Here is a 21893-nt window from a genome sequence, read left to right as displayed (position 1 = left end):
CGTAAGTTCTGAAAACTATACACAATATCAGGATTCACAATATTATAATTCACAATATTACCTATTAGGTATCTAGGTATCTAGGTATCTAGGTATCTAGGTATCTAGGTATCTAGGTATTAATTAAAACAGGAACTATTGACAACATCGGTGCTAATAGAGGCGCTATAAAACTATGATTATTACTTGTTAATTATTCATTTTTAATTGTTAGTTAATAGTTACTAATTACTAGTGGCATTGCTATATATCCATAGAGACACCAATGACGACTGACAAATTATTGACTACCGACAAACTGGCACAACAGATTCAAGCTTGCGCAAAGGCGCAATTGACTGGTCGGTTGAAGATTAAAGATCCCCACGGTCAGCAGTGGAGTCTTTCTTTCCACTTGGGTCGTTTGATTGGGGGTGCTAGTAAAATGCATCCGATTCGTCGTTGGTGTCGGCAGTTGTCTGTACACTGCCCAGAACTATCAGCATTTCCTGTGTGTCAGGGATCGTCGGTTCAGCCGGTGTATTGGGATTACCCATCTCTAGCAGAACTAGTCAGACAGGGGAAAGTACCGCTAAAACAGATGAGGTCGGTTGTTGTTGGCAACTGTACAGAAATAGTTTTCGATATCATCCAACGGCAGGAACAACTCCGCTGTGGTTCATCAGAGCAACTAACTTACAGGCAGATTCCTCAAGACACTATTGATTCAACCTCTGATTCAACGTCTGATTTAACCTTTGATTCAAAGTTGGTAGTAATTCGAGCTGATCAGATTTGGCAACAGGCAAGCCTTGCTTGGGAGCCTTGGCAACAGGCTGGTTTGGTAAATATTTCCCCTTCTTTGGCTCCGGTGATCTGGGATGCTGACAAATTGCGACAGCAGACCTCATTACTTGCCTACCACAATCTAACTACCTTGGTGGATGGCGATCGCACTTTGAGGGATTTAGCTCTCAAGTTGAAACAGAATCTTTTGGCTCTGGCCCAATCAATCATGCCCTACATCCGAGATCAGGTGATGGGTCTGATCGAGGTTGGGGACTGGCGCTGTGATACTCACTTTACTAAAGCCACTAACCCAATGCCAGAAAATGCTCGAAGGTTTGGAGGACCAGTAATGACATTACCAGCTAGTCCCTTGGTAGTTTATATCGAAGACAGCCACATCGATCGGCTGACCATGAGTCAAATTCTTGCCAATGCTGGCTATCGATTTATCAATGTTCAAGACCCCATCAAAGCCTTGCCGACCTTGCTAAAGTGCAAACCACAGCTGATCTTCTTGGATTTGGTCATGCCAGTTTTAAACGGGTATGAAGTCTGTGCACAAATTCGTCGGGTTTCGGTGTTTCAAGACACGCCAGTGATTATGGTCACCAGTAATGACGGAATTGTAGACCGAGTGCGGGCAAAGATGGTCGGTTCTACAGACTTTTTAGCAAAGCCTATTACTCGGTCAAAGGTATTGACAATTCTACAAAGGTATCTCGGGGTTAGTCGTAATATCCTGTCCGGTTGACTACTTACTTTAATACTTTAGCAAAGTGAACAGGGAGTAGGGAGTAGGGAACTTTCGATAAAAAATTATCACAATTAATTGAGTATACCTATTAAAGTACTAATTATTAATTTTTTTTATGGTAAATTAAAAAAATTGCAAATCAGGGCAAATATATTATAATATAAATAATATTTACTAGTTATAATATATAAAAAAAAAATAACATACTCAATACTTTTATATTCAAAATAAATTATGACTACAGTCCTTTTGGTTGAAGATAGCTTGACAGAAAATGAGATGCTAAGTGGTTACCTCAGAGAAGCTGGTCTCAAGGTAGTTAGTGTCACAAGTAGTGAGGATGCCCAGATCAAACTCCAGTCCCAGAAACCAGATGTGGTGATTGTTGATGTTATTTTGCCAGGACAAAGCGGGTTTGAACTGTGCCGGGAACTCAAGACTAATTCCAACACCCAAACCATCCCAGTGGTGATTTGCTCAACTAAAGGAACTGATGCCGACAAACTCTGGGGTTCGATGCTGGGAGCTGATGCCTATTTACCTAAACCGATAAACCAACAAGAACTAATACAAACAATCCAGCAATTGTTAGGCATTAGGTCTTAGGTATTAGGTCTTAGGTCTTAGGTATTAGATAATGTTGAACTCCCTTGACCCAGTGGTAACACAAACCAATCTTGACCTACTGAATTTAGATCCACTAACCCCAGAAACCCGAGTGCGGTTGCTGCGTTTTCCTCTTGGCTTTGAGGATAGTATTCTGTTGCCCCTAGAGCAGATTACAGAAATTATCAGGGTGAATCTGCCGGACGTTCTGCTGGTGCCGGAAATGCCCAGTTGCATTTTGGGAATTGGTAATTGGCGCTCAGAAATGCTCTGGTTGGTAGACCTAAACCAGCTGCTTGGCTATCCACCTTTGTCGGAGCAAGGGCAAGTTTCCCTATCTCCTGTGGCAATAGTGGTTCAGGTCAATGACCAGTCTGTGGGTTTGGTGGTGTCGCAAGTAAATGATATTGAGTTACATGAATTGGAGCAACTCCAGCCACCGGCTTCTGGCTTATTTCCTCCTAGGTTACTGCCTTTTGTCCTGGGGTACCTACCTGGGAATGGCGGTGCAGTCTTGGATGTCACGGCTATTACTCAGTGTCCCCTATGGCAGACACATCAAGCAGGGGAGTCTTGGGGAGGGGAGTCTTGAGGTTTTTCGACTTAGCCTCCTCCGAGATCTGGCAATTGATCAGGGCAATTATGACGAGTTTTGATCAACCAAATCAATCCCATCAAACCAATTATGACTGGTTGGCAAGCTCGTCACTAACTCTGCCCATTGAACAGTCGATTGGCAGGGTTACTACCGACTCGATTGCCTCTGAGATGCCATCATGGTCGGAAATTTTACCATTACCAGATGTTGAACAAACCGAAACTATAACTATGCCACAATTTGAGAAATTTGATCAATCTGAGGAAATACTCAGTTCTAAGTCCCAACTTAATCAATCATCGAGTAATGGCAATGGCAAGGGGACACCTACCGGGGTGAAGTTCCACCTAGCCGTGGATATTGAGCAACACTGCAAGGGTGAGCGGCAGTGGTTATTCCACCTGGCCACTCAGATGCGCAAAGCAGAAACTAGTGATGCCCTGTTGAGAACCACAGTGACTGAGGTTAGTCAGGGTTTACGGGTAGACCGAGCCTTGATTTTTCGCTTCCAGTCCGAGAATCGGGGTACAGTGCTAGTTGAGTCGATGGTGGGTGGCTATACTCCCAGTCAGGGGGAGTACCTACCAGTGATTGCTTTTGGGGCAGAGAATCCCTCAGCCTACGAGGAACAGGAAGTTGTAGCCCTTAATGATATTAATGACCGGGCTCTGAGTCCGTTTCAACTCCAACTGCTAGAACGATTCCAGGTCAAAGCCAGCTTAAGTCTACCGATTTTGATCGATGGGCAATTGTGGGGCTTACTGGTGGTGCAGCAATGTTCTGGTTCCCGGGAATGGCAGGAAGCTGACATTAGTCTGCTCTACCAAGTTGTTACTGAACTGAGGCTAAGTCTACAGCCAGTGGAATCTTTTACCCGACGGCGAGAGCAGGTGAAGCAGGAAAAGGTCTTGGCTCAAATCTTGGCCACAATTCCACCGTCTTCTGATCCCAATATTGCCCATGGCAACATTTGTCAAGAAGTGCGCCTATTTTTCAAGGCTGATCGGGTAGTGGTTTATCGCTTCAATCCTGACTGGAGTGGTGAATTTGTGGCTGAGTCGGTTGCAGAGGGTTGGGTGAGCCTGCTCCAAGACCAAAAGCAAAATCCTAACCTGACATCACCAGATCTATTGTCCTCTAAGCGCTGTACGGTCAAGCAAATCGGATCCGTTGCCAGCCCCAATACCGATACCTATTTAAAGCAGACACAAGGGGGCAGCTATTTCAAAAGTCAGCAGGTACAGCGAGTTGACGACATCTATGCCGCTGGTTTTTCACAGTGCTACATTGAAACCTTAGAAAAATACCAGACCAATGCTTATATTATAGCCCCAATCTTTGATGGTGAACACCTCTGGGGCTTATTTGCCGTTTACCAAAACTCTCGCCCTCGGCGCTGGCTTGATAGTGACGTGGTGCTGCTGTCACTACTCAGTGACCGTCTCAGTAGTATTCTCAAGCAATTGGACATGGCAGCCCAGCTACAGGAGAAATCGGAGCAACTGGATATTGCTGTTGAGGGGGAAAAAATAGCCAGTCGGTTGCTTGATAAGATACTTAAGAGTTCCGACTTGAACAATGTTTTCCAAACTGCTACTAAAGAAATCCGGCAGCAGCTGAAGTGCGATCGCGTGGCTGTGTATCGCTTCAATCCTGACTGGAGTGGTGAGTTTGTGGCTGAGGATGTGGCACACGGTTGGATACCGTTAGTTGAACCGAGTATTAAAAAAGTCTGGCGCGATACCTATTTGGAGGACACCGAAGGCGGTCGGTATCGCAATAATGAAACCTTAGCCGTTGATGACATTTACTTGGTTAATTACGATCAGTGTCACATTGACCTGTTAGAGCAATTTCAGGCTAAAGCTTATGTGATTGTACCGATTCTGCAAGGGAAAACCCTGTGGGGTTTACTCGCAGCTTACCAGAACAATGGCCCTCGTCACTGGCAGAAAATGGAGGTGGGTATACTAGCTCAGATGGGCCGACAATTTGGGGTTGGCCTCCAGCAAACGGAGTATCTTGAGCAACTGCGAGCAAAATCCAGCCAACTGCTATTGGCTGCAGACCTAGAAAAATCAGCAGTCAAAATAATCAACAAGATCCGGCAATCTCGGAAACTGGATACCATTTTCAAGACCACAACCATAGAAATCCGTAAGCTCCTGATGGCTGACCGGGTGGGTCTGTTTCGCTTTGACCCTGACTCCGATTTTAATGATGGAAAGTTGGTGTCGGAAGATGTGGTCAATGGCTACGATAGGATGCTGGGTAAGAAGATTCACGACCATTGCTTTAGTCAAAAGTATTCCCGCCACTATGTCGAAGGGCGAGTACACGCAGTTGCTGATATCTACAATGGGGACCTGAGCGATTGCTACATTGAGCTGCTGGCTCAGTTTCAAGTCCGGGCTAACCTGGTGGTGCCATTGCGTAAAGGAACTGAACTCTGGGGATTTTTATGCATTCACCAATGCAGTAAGCCCCGTCAATGGCAGGAGTATGAGATTGATTTTGCCAAGCAGATTGCCCTACACTTTGAAGTTGCCCTACAACAAACAGAGTACCTGGCCCAAGTAGAGGCAAAATCTACCCAGGTAGCTAAAATCGCACGGATGGAGCGAGCGGTAGTTGGAATCATCAACAAGATCCGTCAGTCTCGAAACCTGGATACCATTTTCAAGACAACCGCTATCGAAATTCGCAAGCTTCTTCAGGTTGACCGGGTGGGTGTATTTCGGTTTTACCCTAACTCTGGCTTTGATGATGGGGAATTGGTATCTGAGGATGTGGCATCAGGCTACGATGCCATGCTAGGAACCAAAGTTACCGACCACTGCTTTGGTGAACAGTATGCCCCTCACTATACCGAAGGACGTGTGCAAGCGGTTGCTGATGTCTACAATGCCGGACTGAGCGATTGCCATATTGAGCTGCTGGCTCAGTTCCAAGTCCGGGCTAATCTGGTTGTGCCCCTACTTCAAGGACCTGATTTGTGGGGATTGTTGTGCATTAACCAATGCAGTCAGCCCCGTCAATGGCAGGAGTATGAGATTGATTTTGCCAAGCAGATTGCCCTGCACTTTGGGGTAGCCCTACAGCAATTGAGCTACCTGAATCAAGTAGAAGCCAAATCCCACCAGCTTGGCCAAGCTGCTGTGCGGGAGCGAGTAGTAGCAAGCCTTAGCAACCATTTGTCCCAGTCTGTAGATGTTTACAGTGTCTTCCAGAGCATTACCAAAGAGTTGCGGCAAGTGTTGGGAGCTGACCGGGTAGTGATCTATCGCTTCAACTCCGACTGGAGTGGTGAGTTTGTGGCGGAATCCGTTGCCCCTGGCTGGCTTTCCCTAATCACTGAACAAGAAAGAGACGACCGCCTGAAGGTGGATACAACGGCTTCTGAGCGCTGCACAGTTACAGTCCTGAGTGTTAATTCTCTGTCTAATGTTGATACCTGCTTGCAAGAAACCCAGGGTGGGGACTTCGCCCGAGGTGACCGCTTCAAGCAGGTTGATGACATCTATGCCATTGGTTTCTCTCCTTGCTACATCAACACTCTGGAACAATACCAAGCCAGGGCATATCTGATTATGCCGATTTTCCAAGGTGAAAAGCTCTGGGGGCTGCTGGCGGCTTACCAAAATACGGGACCCCGTCAGTGGCAAGATACTGATGTCACCCTCATGCTCCAGATTAGTAATTCCCTGGGATTAGCCTTGCAGCGATCCCATTACCTAGATCAGTTGCGAGCCCAATCTAGCCAACTCACCAAAGCGGCTTTTATTGCTCAGGGGGTAACCAAAATAGTCGGTAAGCTATTCCAGTCTCGGGAGGTAACTAAAATCTATGGTATCACAACCCAAGAAGTCCGGCAGTTGCTCAAATGCGATCGCGTAGCCCTCTATCAATTCAATCCTGATTGGACTGGTGAGTTTGTGGCTGAGGCAGTTGCCACCGGTTGGTTACCATGGGTGGGAGCGGATATCCAAGCCTTCTGGCCCGATACTTATCTACAAGACACCCAGGGAGGTCGGTATCGCAATCGTGAAAGCGTGGCAGTTGATGACATTTACACCTTTGGTTATTCTGACGGTTACCTGGAAACCTTGGAGCAATATGAGGTTAAGGCTTATATGCTGGCACCAATTTTTCTAGAAGGAACCTTATGGGGTTTACTGGCTACCTACCAAAATACTGGTGCTCGTAACTGGCAAGAGTTTGAACTCAACGCCCTGGCTCAGATTGGGGTGCAAGTGGGGGCAGCCCTGCAACAGGCTGAGTATCTGGCACAAATCCAGAACCAGTCCCAGCAGCTGACCAATGCCGCACAACGGGAGAAAGCCGACAAAGAAGCGGTACAGCGGGAGGTAATGCAGTTGCTCTCAGCAGTGCGGCCAGCTCTAGAAGGAGACCTCACTGTCCGAGCTCCGGTAACCAACAATGAAGTAGGTACCATTGCTGATGCCTACAACAACACCTTACAAAGCCTGCGCCGGATCGTGACTCAAGTCCAGCAAGCCTCCAGGAAAGTTGCCCAAACGTCTGTTGACAGGGAATCCTCCATTGCTTTGCTCACAGCCCAAGCCCAGCAACAATTTATGGCTCTCGGTGAAGTCTTAGAGCACATCCAGACCATGGTTAATTCTACAGAAGCTGTAGGTCAGAGTGCTCAACAGGTAGAAGTGGCAGTCCAAACCGCTAACCAAACCCTCCAAGCAGGGGATGCCGCCATGAACCGTACCGTAGATGGAATTCTGGAAATCCGGGAGACAGTGGCAGAAACCAGCAAACGGCTCAAGCGCCTGAGCGAATCCTCCCAGAAGGTTTCGAGGGTAGTGAACCTGATTAGCAACTTTACTAATCAGACCCAATTGCTAGCGTTGAATGCAGCCATTGAAGCCACAAGAGCCGGTGAGTATGGACGGGGTTTTGTAGTTGTTGCCGATGAGGTGCGTTCTCTAGCCCGTCAGTCAGCGGAAGCCACCACTGAGATCGAGCAGTTGGTGCAGGAGATCCAGAAGAGTACTGCTGAGGTATCTACAGCCATGGATAAAGGTATTCAACAGGTTGCCCAAGGAACCGCAATGGTACAAGATACCCGTCTAACTCTCAATGCCATTGTTGAAGCCACCAGCCAAATCAGCCAGCTCGTAGACGGTATTACCCAAGCAACCCAGGTACAGACCGAAGAGTTCCAATCAGTGACCCAAACCATGACTGAGGTTGCAGGAATTGCCAACAAGACTTCTGAGGATGCCATAGAAATTTCTACCTCTTTCCAAGAACTCCTCGCCATGGCTCAGAATCTTCAAGCCAGTGCTGACCAGTTCAAGGTTGAGTAGTTATTTGCCTTGCTAAGATTAATTTTAGCAAGGCAAAAGGCAAAAGGCAAAAGGCAAAAGGCAAAAGGCAAAAATAGACTAGAATATATATTTTTGATTGGATTTTATGATGATAACTAACTTTTAAACAAAAACTTAGTTAATATTGGCAATTATTGTTTAAACAAAAACCAATTAAATAGAGGGTTTAATTAAAACACTAATCACTAATGATCCGAGCATTTTTTAGTCTAATCCGGTAGAGATATTTTGTTTTATACCGATTCCCGATTCCCGATTCCCGATTCCCGATTCCCGATTCCCGATTCCCGATTCCCGATTCCCGATTCCCGATTCCCGATTCCCGATTCCCGATTCCCGATTCCCGATTCCCGATTCCCGATTCCCGATTCCCGATTCCCTACTCCGATTAACCATTGACAAAAATACGTCACCCACTTGACAACTTCTCTAATGACTAATGACCCAAAAATTCGTGAGCAAAGCTATCGCTACTTTCTCCAGGAAGCACCGGAACTGCTGCAAGTCTTGGAAAACGATTTGCTGAGTTTGTCAGAACACTATAGCATCAATAAAGTCAACAACTTGATGCGCACTACCCATACCCTCAAAGGCGCAGCAGCTAGCATTGGCTTGGAAACAATTGCCACGGTAGCTCACTCCTTGGAGGATGTTTTTAAAGCTCTGTTTAACCCGGACTTGTCCATTAATCCAGAAATTGAAGCCTTACTGTTTCAAGCTTATGAGTGTCTCCGCCTACCTCTGACCGCTGAACTCACAGGGGGGCAAATCGATGACACCGAAATCAAGAATCGAACTGCTGCTGTTGTTGCCCAACTCCAAGAGAAGCTGGGGGACTGTTTTGGTCTCGAATCCTATCTGCCCACCTCAGTAGAATTGGGCTTCGACGTCACCCAGTCCATTTTTGAAGTGGGGGTTAGCCAAGGATTAGACTTAATCCAAGCTGCCCTAAATAGTGACAATCCCACTGAAATCAGCATCACAGTTCGCAACCAAGCAGACATTTTCTTGGGGTTAGGGCAATCTCTTAATTTACCAGGGTTTGCCGCTATTGCCAAAAATGCGATCGCAGCCCTAGACAACCATCCCGAACAGGTGGTAACTATTGCCAAGACGGCTTTGTGTGATTTCGTTGCAGCACAAGCAGCAGTGCTAGAAGGGGATAGGACTCAAGGTGGTCAACCTTCTATGGCTCTGCAACAACTAGCTGACCTGAGGTCTTCAATTCCAAATTCACAATTGATAATTCACAATCAATCTTCTGTCTTGGACAACGGAAAAGAACAAGACCTTAATCCGGTTGAGCCGGGAGTAAAACAAGAAGAAGGTATTGTTAATAATTCTTCCGTTACTCATCCAGAATCTAAAACAAGCAAACAGTCCCAGCTTGTGGAAATGATCTGGGGAGGGTCAACTACACTAGATGACCAAACCTCTGATCAAAGTAAAGAATTGCAGAGGTCGGAGCAAACAGAAATAGATGTCTTGGATGGAGAGATAGCCTCCCCTGAGCAAGAAGTTGGCACAGAAAAAAATTTTGTTTTGCACAACATGGGGATGATTGATGGAGATAATGAAAACAAAGAAGAAGCACAAGAGCCCGAAGTGATCACAGACGAGATCATCCCGCCCATAGGCAACACTATAAATTCTCCTCTAAACTCTTCCCATCTCGCCATAACTCCCTCCAACCAACATCCAAGCACGCCATCATCTAGGGATAAATCTGGTACTGTGCGGATAAATATTGAGCATCTAGAATACCTGAATTACACAATTGGGGAATTACTAACCAACCAAAACCGCCAGTTGCTTGAAAATGAACAACTGCTGGCGGCAGTGCGAGTACTCCAAGATCGTGTCCACCAACATCAGCAAGTGCTCGACCAACTGCAAGATTGGTACGACCGCCTGTTTATTTTGATGCAACAAAAGCAGATTAGGCAAAGGTTGCAGGTTAGCAAGTTTCAGGTTGAAGGTTTAAACAAAAACTTTGCTACCGACTCAAATCCTAGCTTTTCCTCCTACCCTTGGGCAGAAAAAACCTTGCAGGTTAGCAAGTTTCATGTTGAAGGTTTAAAGGAAAACTTTGCTACCAACCCCAATCCTACTGCCAACCTTGACCAAAAGGCCACGCTACGCTCTCAACCCACTAACCTTCAACCCACTAACCTTCAACCCACTAACCTTCAACCCACTAACCTTCAACCCACTAACCTTCAACCCACTAACCTTCAACCCACTAACCTTCAACCCACTAACCTTCTTGATACAGACTATTTCGATGACCTGGAACTAAAGCGTTATAGTACACCCGAGCTTCTGATTCAGTCAGTTCTAGAAGACGCTATACAATTAACAGAAGCTGCCTATGACATTGAGCTGTTCACCACCCAATCCAGTAAGACTCTCGAACAACAACGTCGGTTGTTAACCAACCATCGTGATGTCTTGATGGAGGCTCGGATGTTGCCTTTAGGGGAAATATTTAGTCGTTTCCCCCCTGTCCTCAAGCAGTTGTCAGCCTCCCACCATAAGCTGGTAGAGCTAAAAATCTCTGGTAATGATGTTTTAGTGGATAAAGTTGTTGCCCAGAAACTGTACGACCCCCTGCTGCATCTTGTGCGTAATGCTTTTGACCACGGCATTGAGACTCCTGCTCTACGGCAACAACAGGGCAAACCAGAAAACGGATTAATTGAAATCACTGCTTGCCATCGGGGCAGACATTTGGTGATTGAAGTCAAAGATGATGGGCCAGGGTTGAATTTTAAACGGATTCGCCAACTAGCCGTAGAACGTGAACTGATCGACCTCGAACAGAGTAATAGTCTCAGTGAGGCTCAGCTGAGGAATTTGTTGTTTGAACCAGGCTTTTCCACTGTCTCTGGGGTGAATAACCTCTCTGGACGAGGTGTTGGTCTTGATGTTGTCCTAAACCAGGTCAAAGCTCTGAGGGGTTCCGTCCAGGTTGATTCTTCTCCCGACCTTGGCACCAGATTTAGACTACAAATTCCCCTGAGTTTAACCATAGGTAAGTTACTCCTGTGCCAGGCTGGGAAGCAAGTTTATGGGTTGATCACTGATCAAGTCAAGCAAATTATTATTCCTCAGGAACACCAGCTCCGAAGTTGGGAAGATGGTAAAGTGCTTCACTTGGGTACCGGGAGTGATCAGCAACTGGTTAAAGTCTACCAACTTGGGCAAATCCTAGATTATTCCTCTCTGGCTTCTCCATTCTCAGTAACCCATCCCCATCAGCCTGTTGTTCCTAAACAGACGATTAGACCAATCATTCTGATCCATTACCAGGATCAGCTTGTCGGTCTGGAAGTAGAGCAACTGCTCGGAGACCAGGAGTTGGTGATTCGTCCTTTGGGGACAATGATTGTGCCACCCCCCTATGTCAATGGGGGCAGTATTCTAGCGGATGGTCGGTTAACACTGGTGCTGGATGGGACTGAATTGATCCAGTACCTATCTGACCAGCGGACCGATGGCAGTCAAAGGTTAAAGGTTAGCACATTGAAGGTTGAAAGCAAAAGCGATGACCAAGCCACCCAAGCAATGGAAACCCTTTCACGAAAGCAGCTTCCACCTTCATTGGTTGAACCGTTCTGGGTCAGACATAAGCCAAAGGTACTCCTGGTAGATGACTCGATCACCCTGCGCCAAACTCTAGCCATGACCTTGGGAAAGAATGGCTATCAAGTGTTTCAAGCCCAGGATGGTTATGAAGCCATTGAGCAACTACAGCATCAGAAAGATATACAGTTAGTGATCTGTGATATTGAGATGCCTCGCATGAATGGGTTTGAATTTCTCAAACACTGCCAGCAAGACCCGGCTTTGGTAGATATTCCTGTAGTCATCCTCACCTCCCGCAGTAACGATAAACACCGCTTGATTGCTGCACAGTTGGGGGCAAAGGCTTATATCACTAAGCCCTATTTGGAACACAAATTGTTGACAACAGTAACCGATGTTGTTGAGCCCATTTCACCCTCAATAACGGAGTAGGGAGTAGGGAGTAGGGAGTAGGGAGTAGGGGGAATAAAGACTATAGCAATTCTCATAGCTATGAGGTACACAATTTCGGGATTTTAGGTAATAGGTAATAGCTAATAGCTAATAGGTAATAGCTAATAGGTAATAGCTAATAGGTAATATAGCAGTCGCCAGGGCAGTTAGTACATGACAAAAGTCTCAAACCTAAGTAAGCGCAAGAGTTTGACTTCTGACTTCTGACTTCTGACTTCTGACTTCTGCTATAGCTAATAGGTAATAGCTAATAGGTAATAGGTAATAGCTAATAGGTAATAGTTCATGTAGGGTGGGCAGTGCATCAGACAGATAATGAAGCTTGCAAACCACGTTGGTAGGCACTGCCCACCCTACGATTAATGACAATGGTGCAAGATATCAGATAAACGCTATATACTGCCTAAGTATTATCAACAGTATATTCAACCCTATATCCTGGAATGATTTGGTAATTTTTAATTATTAATTTATCATTAATACGTAAAATTTTTTAGCCTAACAAATTATCAAAAAAATAAAAGTTTCCCTTTTCCTAAATATTAATAGCTATAATAAGGTTAAATAAAGGCGATGTTAGACAATAATTCAAAGCCAGACAAATTCATGGTTTTTAAGATTGCTGACTATTCCCTATGTCTTGGGATTAGGGATGTCCTGAAAGTGGTAAATTTTACCACTGAAATCAGCCGGGAGATGAAAACCATGGGATTAGTTCAGCTAGGCAAGCATACGATTAAAGTTTGGGATTTACATCAGCAGTTGGGCGATGGTAGTTTACCTCACCGAAGCCCTAACCAAAGGTTCTTAGTAATTATTCGTCCTAGGGACTCCGAACTTTGGGGAATTTTTGTGGATGATCTGCCCAATTTGGTGGAGTTACCCCAAGACATGATGCGACCTATCCCGAAGTCTTACCGTCAGGCCAGTGTTCTGGAGATGATATCTCATGCAGCTGTTATATCAAACGAAGCATCTACTCAGAAAATTTTTCTTTTGGATTTACAGCAAGTCGGTGCCTTGACCCCTTAATCGTCAATAGTTATAGCGCTGCGCGCTTCATCCCTTAAATTTGCCAACACCATTACAGCCATTGCTATAATAAAAATCTAAAATTGCCAATTGCCAATTGTTAATTGTTAATTTATCATTAGCAATTAACAATTTTTTTATGGCTAATGACCATAAATAAACTACACTATTAAAATTAACTCTAAGTTAGTTAACATGAGTACTTTTCGTGTTGGGATTGCTGGTCCAGTTGGTTCAGGGAAAACTGCTCTATTAGATGCATTGTGTAAAGCGCTGCGAGACTCTTATCAAATCGCTGTGGTCACCAATGATATATATACTCAGGAAGATGCCCAGTTTTTAGTTAGGAGTCAGGCCCTAGAAAGCGATCGCATTCTGGGTGTGGAAACAGGGGGTTGTCCCCATACTGCCATTCGGGAAGATGCCTCAATGAACTTGGCAGCCATTGAACAGCTGGAAAATCGGTTTACTGATTTAGACTTGGTGTTCCTAGAAAGTGGAGGGGATAACCTAGCAGCAACCTTCAGTCCAGAACTAGTAGATTTCACTATTTACGTTATTGATGTGGCTGCTGGGGATAAGATTCCTCGTAAAGGAGGACCAGGAATCACCAAGTCTGACTTGCTGGTGATTAACAAAATTGATCTGGCACCTCAGGTGGGAGCAGATTTGGGGGTGATGGAACGGGATGCTAAAAAGATGCGAGGAGATAAACCCTTTGTGTTTGCGAATTTGAAAACTAAAGAGGGAATCTCTACGGTGATTGAGGTGATAAAACTTGACATGGGCTAGATTAAGTCGGTTGAGAAGGGAGTAATAAAAGTGTGGGAATCAAACCTAATCTGATCATGGGAGCATGGGTGGTGATGATAATGTTTTTTTTGTTTGTGTTATAGCATTTATCACTTAGTTGAAAAATGCTATATAATTAATTATTATTCCATAGTTTAGCAATTTTAATCTACTCAACTATAGGACTAAACCAGAAATAGTTATTGAAAAGTGCTGTAAGTTTTGCTTCCATGGCAAAAAATGTATCAAATTATACATAAACCTAGCAGAGCTGGTAGAGCCAACGTTATCCTGGTTGAATACCAAAAAGGCGATCGCACACCCTCGTCACCCCCATTCCTAGACAGATTCAATCACTGGGACCCCTTGCTTTCCAGGGTTTCCCTTTCCTGCTGAAAACAGGGAGTAAGCTCTTCTTCCTCAACAATATCCACAGCCTTAGTAAATTATCGGAAGTAAAACTCAACCAGTTAAGTCCATCTGATTGCTGTGATTTGATAGTCTAAAATATAATGGCTCCTTAATTACCAATCCAATGGAAGTTGTTGTCCCCTTTACCCCTCCTAGTCGTCCAACCGAGTTTTCGGCTCTGGGCTATCTGTTTGGGCGATTTGACCCAAACCCATCTCAAGAGCCTAATAGGTCAGTTAAAGGAACTCTTGTTCTCAAACAAGGAATCAGCTTCAGTGCCTATATGCACCAACCCTTGTGGAAGAAATTAAGTACCAACCCCTCTTTTGGTGAGAAAAAAGTCTATCTCTGGCGAGTATATTTCCGCATCACCAAGGCAGGAAAACTGGCTCAAATTCAAATCAAAAAATTTATTCCCCTAGAGGGGAAAACTACTCTACGTCATTCTCCCAGTGATGAAAGAGTCGATCAGTTTCGAGTTCGTGGTTTAATTCACGATGTCAAGCCAGAAGCAGTGGTGATGTATGTAGAACGCAATCACCTGCCTCCTAGAGGAAAAGCCAAAAGTTATCCATGGCAGCCTTTTTTGTTAAGTCTCCAGGGGTCTTTGCCACAACCAGCAGAAAAGGATGATTTCTGGGAATTATTTTGTAGACGAGTAGGAGAGCAACTCTACATAGAAGAAGCTCATCCAGTTAACGTAAATCTAGAAGACTCAAATTTCTATTCCCATTACTCCGAAGAAAAAACTGACTATCAACCTCAACCAAGCCCTAAAACTAAACCCAATGAAGTTATCATGATTCAAGGAAGAAAACCCGAAATCACCATCAAGTTTACCGAAAGACCCAATTTACCGGAGCAAGGCAAGAAAGTTACCTTACTCCTGACTGGGGACAATGGCATAACCGTTCAGGCAGAACTCAATCGCAAGACCCTTAAAAAGCAAGTAGAAAAGATGGATAGCTTTGCTGATTGGGTAGCCGCTTTGAGTGGAAAGATTGCCAGGGTCTCTCCAGAAGGGGTAATTGAGTTAGAAGGTGCAGGAGTTAATGTATTTGAGAAAAAACCAAAAGTTAGCGAATCAACTGAGCCAAAAGAGTCTCAGAAGCCCTCTAGCAACCCAGAAACAATTAAGCAAGAACAATCACAACAACCTGCTCAAAAGCAGAAGAAAGTGTTTCGTCTGATTGATTAGGATAGGTGTTGGTTTTAGGGAGCAGGGAGTAGCCCACAGGGGTAGGTTTTTTACCTGAGGGTCAAACGGGTAGTGTGGGAGGTGTGGGACGTGTGGGGAGATCGGGAGATCGGGCGATGGGGAGATCGGGCGATGGGGAGATGGGGAGATGGGGAGATCGGGCGATGGGGAGATCGGGAGATGGGGAGATTAAATTGATGGGTAGCCGTAGTTTCCAGAATTGGGATCAGTAACACTAGTGTGACTTGCCACTTTTTTTTTGGGCGTTGCTGAATTAAGGAATGAATGCGCGATCATCTGGTGAAAGTTAAAGCCCCCCTAGCCCCCCAAGCGAGGGATTGCTCGCTTGGGGGGCTAGGGCGTGTTTTCAAAGTTTTCCGCAAGATATTAGATCCCCCCCAGCCCCAGGGCTGTTTCATTCCCAAAATTATTGCAAAAGTGCCAAAAGTGTGGGGATGTTGTTGCTAATTAATCTTTGAGCAATAGTCACAGATGAAAAACCGTTACTACGTAGGAGATTAATAACAATGCTACGAATAATGGACATATTGGCAGGAGCGTGGGCTGCTTTGATGGAGGAACGGTCTTCTTTAAAAACCACATCTTTTGACCAATGCAAGCGATTTTCAATTCCCCAATGTCCACGAATGCCTTGTGCGAAAATCTCAGCATCAGCGACCAAACTACTGATGTAGTAAGCAACCATTACATATGCTTGTCTACCTCGCTGTCCTGTTCTTTCAACCTTAATTAGGGTTTTCAAGCCAATCCATTGGTTAGTGATACCAGTCAAATCATCAAACACACTGATACGTCTTTTGGTGAGGCGACCATGTTTTTTCTCGATGCTAGTATGAGTTGTCAGGGGCACTGCTGATTGTGTATTGACTTGAATCTGTTGATAGAGCTTGGGCTGATTATTTTTTACCGCGATGGCATAATGATTCCCACTGTTGATAATTAAGTCGCAGGTTTTTTTTGGCAGTGTAGAGAATCCAAGCTCAATACTGCTTGTTCTAAGTGAAGTGTCTTAATCAAAGCTTGAACTGTACTGATTTCACTGCCATGTTTGTTCTCGAACTGATTTTGAGTTAATACTAAACCCTGATCATGAGTGAATACCGACACCACGCAAATAAAATTCTGATATTTGGTGTTGCTATTGCTCACTGTGCCTCTGATCCTTTTGCCATCAATGCTTAACCATTCTCCAGGACTGATTTGGATATACTCTGATGCCCAACGCAAGAAAGACCTTGGCAAAGTTATCAAAATCTATACCCATCATGACACGACGTATGGTGGAGTAAGATGGCACACGCCCTTTTGGTATTTTCAAGGCTTCGATTAAATCTTCTCGGTGACGTTGTGCAAAATCTCCCAGGGCACGGTAACCCAAGTATCCACTCATTGTTCCCATGATGACTATTAGCAGTACCACCCACAACGGATGTCGTCTGCCGTCAGTAGTACGAAAATCCCTTACTTCACCGAGTCTTTCAATCAAAGAAGAGCTCATTGTTTTGATTATCTTACAACATTCTCTTAGTATATGGGCTTAATGAGGGAATGAAACAGCCCTGGGGCTAGGGGGGCGAAATCAACTTAACGACGTAAATCCTGTGATAACTGATAGCTGATAGCTTACCGAACTTGCACCTCAAGTAGCGTGGCCTACGGCCAATCGCCTTTGGCGCGCCAGAGCCGAACGCATTATCGTCACACAACTTTAGACGTAGCTTGATGACTACACTTACACCGTCGTGAGTTAACTCTAGCAGGATTGAGAGTTGCCTCATAGTCATAACAATTGATTGCTTCTTCTGTTAGCGCCTTTGAGGGATGTACTGTACATTTGAGGCGATAATCTCCAGTAAAAAAGGCGCAGCGACTACAGGGAATTTGATGCAATTGTCTCAGATGAGCGACACCGTCTCGAAACGTCGCCCGAATTCGCCATAAAGCTATTCCGATTAATGTCCAAGCAGCTATGCAGCACAGAAACGTTGCCAAATGTTGAATAACCTGAGAAATAAGTATCTGGAACATGGTTAACTACTAACTAATAGGATTTCAATTTATGGATGCTACAGATAGTTTAAGTATTCAGCCATCAGCTATCAGCTGATGGCTGATAGCTGAATGCTTACCTAAGTACTAATTGCTAATGGCTCAGGGACTGGTGATGATAGGGATTCCCAAAACCGGATGATTTGCCGTCCTACTCGATTGGGATGGAAATAGTGGCAAAAGTGACCTCCTTCCGGATATTCCCATAAGCGATCGCATTCTTTTAACCAAGGTTTCCATCCTTGCAAAGCATTAGAATCAACAATAATGTCATCCTTGCAACCACATACCATTAATGGCACTTGCACTGCTGTTGGTGGTACACTAACCCGTTTATATAGGGAGTGAGGAGAGGGAGAATAAGCTAAATCTTGCTCTAGGATGGTTACTAAACCTTTAGTGATATGGTGATTGTGATGACCAAAGAGGCTCTTAACCATTTGGGTAAGCAACACTTGGCGAGTGCAGGGTAAAAGTTGGAGCTGCACATAGTAGTGGGCTTGCCAGTCAACTGCGGGATTAACACCTACTGATAATAGAGTTAAAGACTGGACTTTTTCAGGATATTTACGGCTATAGAGTAGTCCTACCAAACCAGCAGTGCTGTGGCCCACCAGATGGATAGGATGATCGCAGGTTTTGAGATAGTCATGAAGTAAGGTAAGGGCGATATCAAGAGAAGTTGGTTCATCTTGGTTTTGGCGATACTCCCACTGGCCAACTCGCTTTTGTTTAGACAAATAACGAATTAAAGGCTGATCAAAACGTAGAAAACTTGGACTAACATTCAACCAAAGGATATCAGGCAGAGTAGACATATAGCAAAGGGAGTAGGGAGTAGGGAGTAGGTATCAAAAATTATCACAATTACTAAACGGATACCTATAGCAATTTTTTAATCACAAATCTTCAATAGGGGTGAAGCAATTTTTTATCTGTTGGCAAGTCATTAATGTTGACCGTTAACGATCAACTGTCAGTGGTCAATAGTCAACGATCAACGTAGCTAGCTTTATAAAAGAGAGACGGTTTTCAGGTGTAAGCATTCAGCTATCAGCTATCAGCTATCAGCTATGAGCCAAAGGCCTATGGCCAGGCTACGGTAACAGTTTATGCCCATAGCGCACACTACTTGAGCTGCTTTTGAATAAAATAAGCACCTCAAGCAGCGTGAGCCAAAAGCTCACGGCTGACGGCTGATGGCTGAATGCTTACCAGCTTACAACGGTTGTAAAAACTAAACTCCAAACTCTTGTTTGAGTTGCGCTACCCAAGTTTTTATCCGTTTTTCAGTCAGTTCAGACTGGTTATCGTCATCCAGGGCAAGACCAATAAACTTACCATTTTTGAGAGCTTTTGATTCATTAAAGTCGTACTCTTCAGTCTTCGGCCACTGTCCAACGGTGGTACCCCCCAATTCGGAAATTTTGGCTTCTAGAATACCAATGGCATCCATAAAATTATCAGGATAGCCCTCCTGGTCTCCAGTCCCAAAATAGGCAACTTTCTTACCACTGAAGTTGATATTATCTAACTCTTCAAAGTAGCCATCCCAGTCAGCTTGTAATTCCCCAATATCCCAAGTAGGACAGCCGATGATGAGATTTTCGTACTTTTCAAAATCGCTATTTTCAGCCTCTTCTATTTTATGTATAGTGACGACATCATCACCGCCAAGTCCTGTTTGAATTTCCTCAGCTGCCGCCTCGGTTTTACCGGTTTGAGAGCCGACGAAAAGACCAATTTTTGACATTTTTATTTACTCCTGATTGATTAGGTGCGCTTTCCGTTTGCGAATTAAATTCGCCACGGGTCGCACCTGTTGATTAGATGGTGTAAGAGGAGCATATCAATTTTGTTAATTCCTGATTTCGATCCCCCTAAATCCCCCTTAATAAGGGGGACTTTTGAATCTAATTCCCCCCTTTTTTAAGGGGGGTTAGGGGGGATCTATGTACAGAATTACAAAGATGACATGCTCCTTGGTGTAAGCAATCAGCGATAAGGTATTTTTAATCAGCCTTTAGTTAAAGACAAAGTACTCTTTAACTAAATGCCTAAGTTTGATTTGATTAAAAATCTTGCTTAGTGCTGATCGCTGAATACTTACTAGATGGTTGAGAAACTGGGGTTGCTTAATAATGGAATGATTGTAAGAGTTTTTTAGAATGGGCATCAGGCGTGGAACTGGCATCTTGTGTAGAACTGGTATCTTGCCAGTTTCATGCTTATTTTCGCGCGGGCAGGATGCCCACTCTACTTATATTCATTCGAAGATTCAGCAACGCCGAGAAACTAAGTAGTATGCTTGCTGTGCTTAGTGGTTAGCCAGGTAGTACAGAAGCAGTTACGTCTTCGATATCCCCACAGGATACTGACTCAGTCAGTATGGTTTCCTCCAGCATTGGCATCTGTTGCCGACAGTGGCAGCAATACCAGTAAATGCTAGTGGCAGGTGGAGACATCCATCTAGGTTATGGCATCCATCTTTATGAACGCCCTCTAGGTCGTTTCAAGTTTATCACTAAAATTTATCAATAAACTGAGACCAAAAGGAGGGCATATTGTCTGTTCCAATAGTTTCGGTCAAGGTTGCATTTAACCTGGCTGTCACTATGGGACGGATGAACCGTTAGTTATATCTAAGCTAGGGAAAAGAAATAATGGGGTTAGGGTTGACATGGCTTCCTAGCCCCAGACAGCTCCTGTTTTAAGAAGCCTATAGAATGCTCCATCAATTACCTTAGCATTTGTTGAAACTTTTTAGCAACTAATTTAACCCATCAATCCCTGAATCATACTGAAGTTATTGACCAGCAGATAGGCAAAAATCGCTCCTCCAGCGCCACCAACTAGAAAAGCTCCAGCAAACTGACTCCATCCGTCAGCAGTTTGGATAGTTTCTGGTACCTCGGGTACCCTAGTAACGAATGTGGGTCGAGGTACAGTTTGTAGCTCTTTCTTAAAGGTGACTGTACCGTAGATTGATAGGCCGATGGTCGCGATGACAATCAGAGCAATGGCTGCTGTTACACCAGCTAAGTTTGCCGTCTGTGAATCCCGCAACGGTCCTAATTTGGCAAACGGACCAAAGATAAAATACCCATGAGCCATGCCAATTTCTAGACCCCTGGACAGGGGAGAAAGACCGGGACGGTAAATAGGTAGGTTTTTGAGGAAGTTAAGGCTAATATCTGAGGAGTTTATTGGGGTTGCCAAGTCACCAACTTGGGGATTACTCCGAGGGATAATCAGCTCACCTTTTTTGAAGTCAAAACCAGCTTCTGCTCCTCGCGCCCGGATAGCATGCCAGATATGACCGAACAGAAACAACACGGCAAAGACAAAGTGGAATGCTGCCAACCAACCGCGAGCAGACACGATGCCATCACTGGCTTCTAAAGTCCCTACTGGACCATAGAACACTTCCGGATAAACGGTGTCATTGACCATGACAAAGTAGGCGGCAAAAATTCCCATGTAGGCGAGCGCCCCTAAGCTATAGGAGAGATAAGCTTCCCCGGAATAAACCAAAACCTCACGTGCCCAGTTAAATGGCTTAGTCAAGATGTGCCAGAAACCACCAGCAATGCAGATCGAACCAATCCAGATGTGACCGCCAACCACATCTTCTAAATTATTCACGGCTGCCATGCCTTCTGAACCGGATGCACCAATTAAGTAGCCAAAAATTTTGACAGGGCTAAGGGTGGGATCGGTAATCACTCGTACATTGCCACCGCCACTCGCCCAGGGGTCAAATAGTCCACCCCAAAACATGGCTTTAGCTACCAAGAGCCAAGCACCAACCCCCAAAAGGATTAGGTGAATCCCGATAATGGTGGTCATCTTGTCGGAGTCTTCCCAGTCATAGCCAAAGAAACCAGCAAAGGTGCTATCTTTGGTTAATTTATCTGGGGTAAGCAGGGAATGGTAAAGTCCTCCAGCTGCCAGCACTGCTGAGGAAATCAAATGCAAGACCCCAACCACAAAATAGGGATAGGTGTCGATAATTTGACCACCAGACCCAACACCCAACCCTAAGGAAGCCAGGTGGGGCAACAAGATTAATCCCTGGTCATACATCGGCACGTCAGGGGTGTAGCGAGATAGTTCAAACAGGGTCATTGCTCCCGCCCACAGGACTATCAAACCAGCATGGGCAATATGAGCGCCTAGCAACTTACCGGATAATTCAATAAAACGAGCATTACCAGCCCACCAGCCTACTTTTGAGATTTGGCCTTGCTTGGGACTATC

General features: G+C 44.8%; 16 protein-coding genes and 1 pseudogene. 9 read left to right on the top strand and 8 right to left on the bottom strand.

Annotated features, from left to right (window positions below):
- Window positions 1-265: 265 nt before the first annotated feature.
- The 6 genes from LYNGBM3L_RS25855 (at window position 266) to LYNGBM3L_RS34285 (ending at window position 12109) form a co-directional block, all read left to right on the top strand.
- Window positions 266-1519 (top strand): response regulator, encoded by a 1254-nt coding sequence (locus LYNGBM3L_RS25855; protein ID WP_008188422.1) that lies wholly within the window; start codon window positions 266-268, stop codon window positions 1517-1519.
- Window positions 1520-1756: 237 nt separating this feature from the next.
- Window positions 1757-2128, top strand: coding sequence for a response regulator transcription factor (locus LYNGBM3L_RS25850; RefSeq protein ID WP_008188420.1), 372 nt, complete (start codon window positions 1757-1759; stop codon window positions 2126-2128).
- Between the two features lie 31 nt (window positions 2129-2159).
- Window positions 2160-2720, top strand: coding sequence for a chemotaxis protein CheW (locus LYNGBM3L_RS25845; RefSeq protein ID WP_008188418.1), 561 nt, complete (start codon window positions 2160-2162; stop codon window positions 2718-2720).
- Window positions 2675-8068 (top strand): GAF domain-containing protein, encoded by a 5394-nt coding sequence (locus tag LYNGBM3L_RS25840; RefSeq protein ID WP_229414716.1) that lies wholly within the window; start codon window positions 2675-2677, stop codon window positions 8066-8068. Before LYNGBM3L_RS25845 ends, LYNGBM3L_RS25840 begins: the two co-directional genes overlap by 46 nt.
- Before the next feature lie 249 nt (window positions 8069-8317).
- Window positions 8318-8488, top strand: a complete 171-nt coding sequence (locus LYNGBM3L_RS44335; RefSeq protein WP_154659920.1) for a hypothetical protein — start codon at window positions 8318-8320, stop codon at window positions 8486-8488.
- 33 nt (window positions 8489-8521) lie between these two features.
- On the top strand, window positions 8522-12109 hold the full coding sequence (locus LYNGBM3L_RS34285) for a hybrid sensor histidine kinase/response regulator (protein ID WP_008188414.1): 3588 nt from the start codon (window positions 8522-8524) through the stop codon (window positions 12107-12109).
- A 192-nt stretch (window positions 12110-12301) separates the two neighbouring features.
- Here LYNGBM3L_RS34285 and LYNGBM3L_RS44330 read toward each other — a convergent pair whose 3' ends face one another.
- The gene (locus LYNGBM3L_RS44330) at window positions 12302-12475 is read right to left on the bottom strand and encodes a hypothetical protein (RefSeq protein ID WP_154659919.1); all 174 of its coding nucleotides are present in this window, start codon (window positions 12473-12475) and stop codon (window positions 12302-12304) included.
- A 228-nt stretch (window positions 12476-12703) separates the two neighbouring features.
- Here LYNGBM3L_RS44330 and LYNGBM3L_RS25830 point away from each other — a divergent pair, with 228 nt between their 5' ends.
- From LYNGBM3L_RS25830 to LYNGBM3L_RS46685, 3 genes are all read left to right on the top strand, one after another.
- Entirely contained in the window at window positions 12704-13162 is a 459-nt protein-coding gene (locus LYNGBM3L_RS25830; RefSeq protein ID WP_008188412.1) for a chemotaxis protein CheW, read from the top strand.
- A 195-nt stretch (window positions 13163-13357) separates the two neighbouring features.
- Window positions 13358-13954: an urease accessory protein UreG gene (gene ureG / locus LYNGBM3L_RS25825; RefSeq protein ID WP_008188409.1), complete on the top strand. Its 597-nt coding sequence runs from the start codon at window positions 13358-13360 to the stop codon at window positions 13952-13954.
- A gap of 535 nt (window positions 13955-14489) precedes the next feature.
- Window positions 14490-15563, top strand: a complete 1074-nt coding sequence (locus LYNGBM3L_RS46685) for a heterocyst master regulator PatR (protein WP_008188405.1) — start codon at window positions 14490-14492, stop codon at window positions 15561-15563.
- Window positions 15564-15990: 427 nt separating this feature from the next.
- Here LYNGBM3L_RS46685 and LYNGBM3L_RS38900 read toward each other — a convergent pair.
- The 7 genes and pseudogenes from LYNGBM3L_RS38900 to LYNGBM3L_RS49520 all read right to left on the bottom strand — a co-directional run.
- Window positions 15991-16811 (bottom strand): annotated as a pseudogene (locus LYNGBM3L_RS38900) (ISAs1 family transposase).
- Complete coding sequence (locus LYNGBM3L_RS38890) at window positions 16756-17082, bottom strand: ISAs1 family transposase (RefSeq protein WP_008188398.1); 327 nt, start codon at window positions 17080-17082, stop codon at window positions 16756-16758. Before LYNGBM3L_RS38890 ends, LYNGBM3L_RS38900 begins: the two are co-directional and overlap by 56 nt.
- Before the next feature lie 200 nt (window positions 17083-17282).
- A complete protein-coding gene (locus LYNGBM3L_RS37100) occupies window positions 17283-17612 on the bottom strand; it encodes a hypothetical protein (protein ID WP_071986944.1) in 330 nt (109 codons plus the stop codon).
- A 101-nt stretch (window positions 17613-17713) separates the two neighbouring features.
- Window positions 17714-18451, bottom strand: a complete 738-nt coding sequence (locus LYNGBM3L_RS25805; RefSeq protein WP_008188395.1) for an alpha/beta fold hydrolase — start codon at window positions 18449-18451, stop codon at window positions 17714-17716.
- Between the two features lie 419 nt (window positions 18452-18870).
- Window positions 18871-19386, bottom strand: a complete 516-nt coding sequence (fldA, locus tag LYNGBM3L_RS25800) for a flavodoxin FldA (RefSeq protein ID WP_008188393.1) — start codon at window positions 19384-19386, stop codon at window positions 18871-18873.
- Window positions 19387-19957: 571 nt separating this feature from the next.
- On the bottom strand, window positions 19958-20098 hold the full coding sequence (locus tag LYNGBM3L_RS44325; protein WP_154659918.1) for a hypothetical protein: 141 nt from the start codon (window positions 20096-20098) through the stop codon (window positions 19958-19960).
- Between the two features lie 310 nt (window positions 20099-20408).
- Window positions 20409-21893, bottom strand: a 1485-nt coding sequence (locus LYNGBM3L_RS49520; protein WP_008188391.1) for a chlorophyll a/b binding light-harvesting protein, incomplete at its 5' end; no start/stop codon positions are given.

The sequence above is a fragment of the Moorena producens 3L genome (genome assembly GCF_000211815.1).
GTDB lineage: Bacteria > Cyanobacteriota > Cyanobacteriia > Cyanobacteriales > Coleofasciculaceae > Moorena > Moorena producens.
This window is presented reverse-complemented; position numbering and strand designations above follow the sequence as displayed.

What these genes read in the sequence shown, in the direction of transcription:
- LYNGBM3L_RS25855 (WP_008188422.1), top strand. Translation starts at nt 266, where the DNA reads ATGACGACTGACAAATTATTGACTACCGACAAACTGGCACAACAGATT.
- LYNGBM3L_RS25850 (WP_008188420.1), top strand. Translation starts at nt 1,757, where the DNA reads ATGACTACAGTCCTTTTGGTTGAAGATAGCTTGACAGAAAATGAGATG.
- LYNGBM3L_RS25845 (WP_008188418.1), top strand. Translation starts at nt 2,160, where the DNA reads ATGTTGAACTCCCTTGACCCAGTGGTAACACAAACCAATCTTGACCTA.
- LYNGBM3L_RS25840 (WP_229414716.1), top strand. Translation starts at nt 2,675, where the DNA reads ATGGCAGACACATCAAGCAGGGGAGTCTTGGGGAGGGGAGTCTTGAGG.
- LYNGBM3L_RS34285 (WP_008188414.1), top strand. Translation starts at nt 8,522, where the DNA reads ATGACTAATGACCCAAAAATTCGTGAGCAAAGCTATCGCTACTTTCTC.
- LYNGBM3L_RS25830 (WP_008188412.1), top strand. Translation starts at nt 12,704, where the DNA reads ATGTTAGACAATAATTCAAAGCCAGACAAATTCATGGTTTTTAAGATT.
- ureG (WP_008188409.1), top strand. Translation starts at nt 13,358, where the DNA reads ATGAGTACTTTTCGTGTTGGGATTGCTGGTCCAGTTGGTTCAGGGAAA.
- LYNGBM3L_RS46685 (WP_008188405.1), top strand. Translation starts at nt 14,490, where the DNA reads ATGGAAGTTGTTGTCCCCTTTACCCCTCCTAGTCGTCCAACCGAGTTT.
- LYNGBM3L_RS38890 (WP_008188398.1), bottom strand. Translation starts at nt 17,082, where the DNA reads ATGAGCTCTTCTTTGATTGAAAGACTCGGTGAAGTAAGGGATTTTCGT.
- LYNGBM3L_RS37100 (WP_071986944.1), bottom strand. Translation starts at nt 17,612, where the DNA reads ATGTTCCAGATACTTATTTCTCAGGTTATTCAACATTTGGCAACGTTT.
- LYNGBM3L_RS25805 (WP_008188395.1), bottom strand. Translation starts at nt 18,451, where the DNA reads ATGTCTACTCTGCCTGATATCCTTTGGTTGAATGTTAGTCCAAGTTTT.
- fldA (WP_008188393.1), bottom strand. Translation starts at nt 19,386, where the DNA reads ATGTCAAAAATTGGTCTTTTCGTCGGCTCTCAAACCGGTAAAACCGAG.
- LYNGBM3L_RS44325 (WP_154659918.1), bottom strand. Translation starts at nt 20,098, where the DNA reads ATGTCTCCACCTGCCACTAGCATTTACTGGTATTGCTGCCACTGTCGG.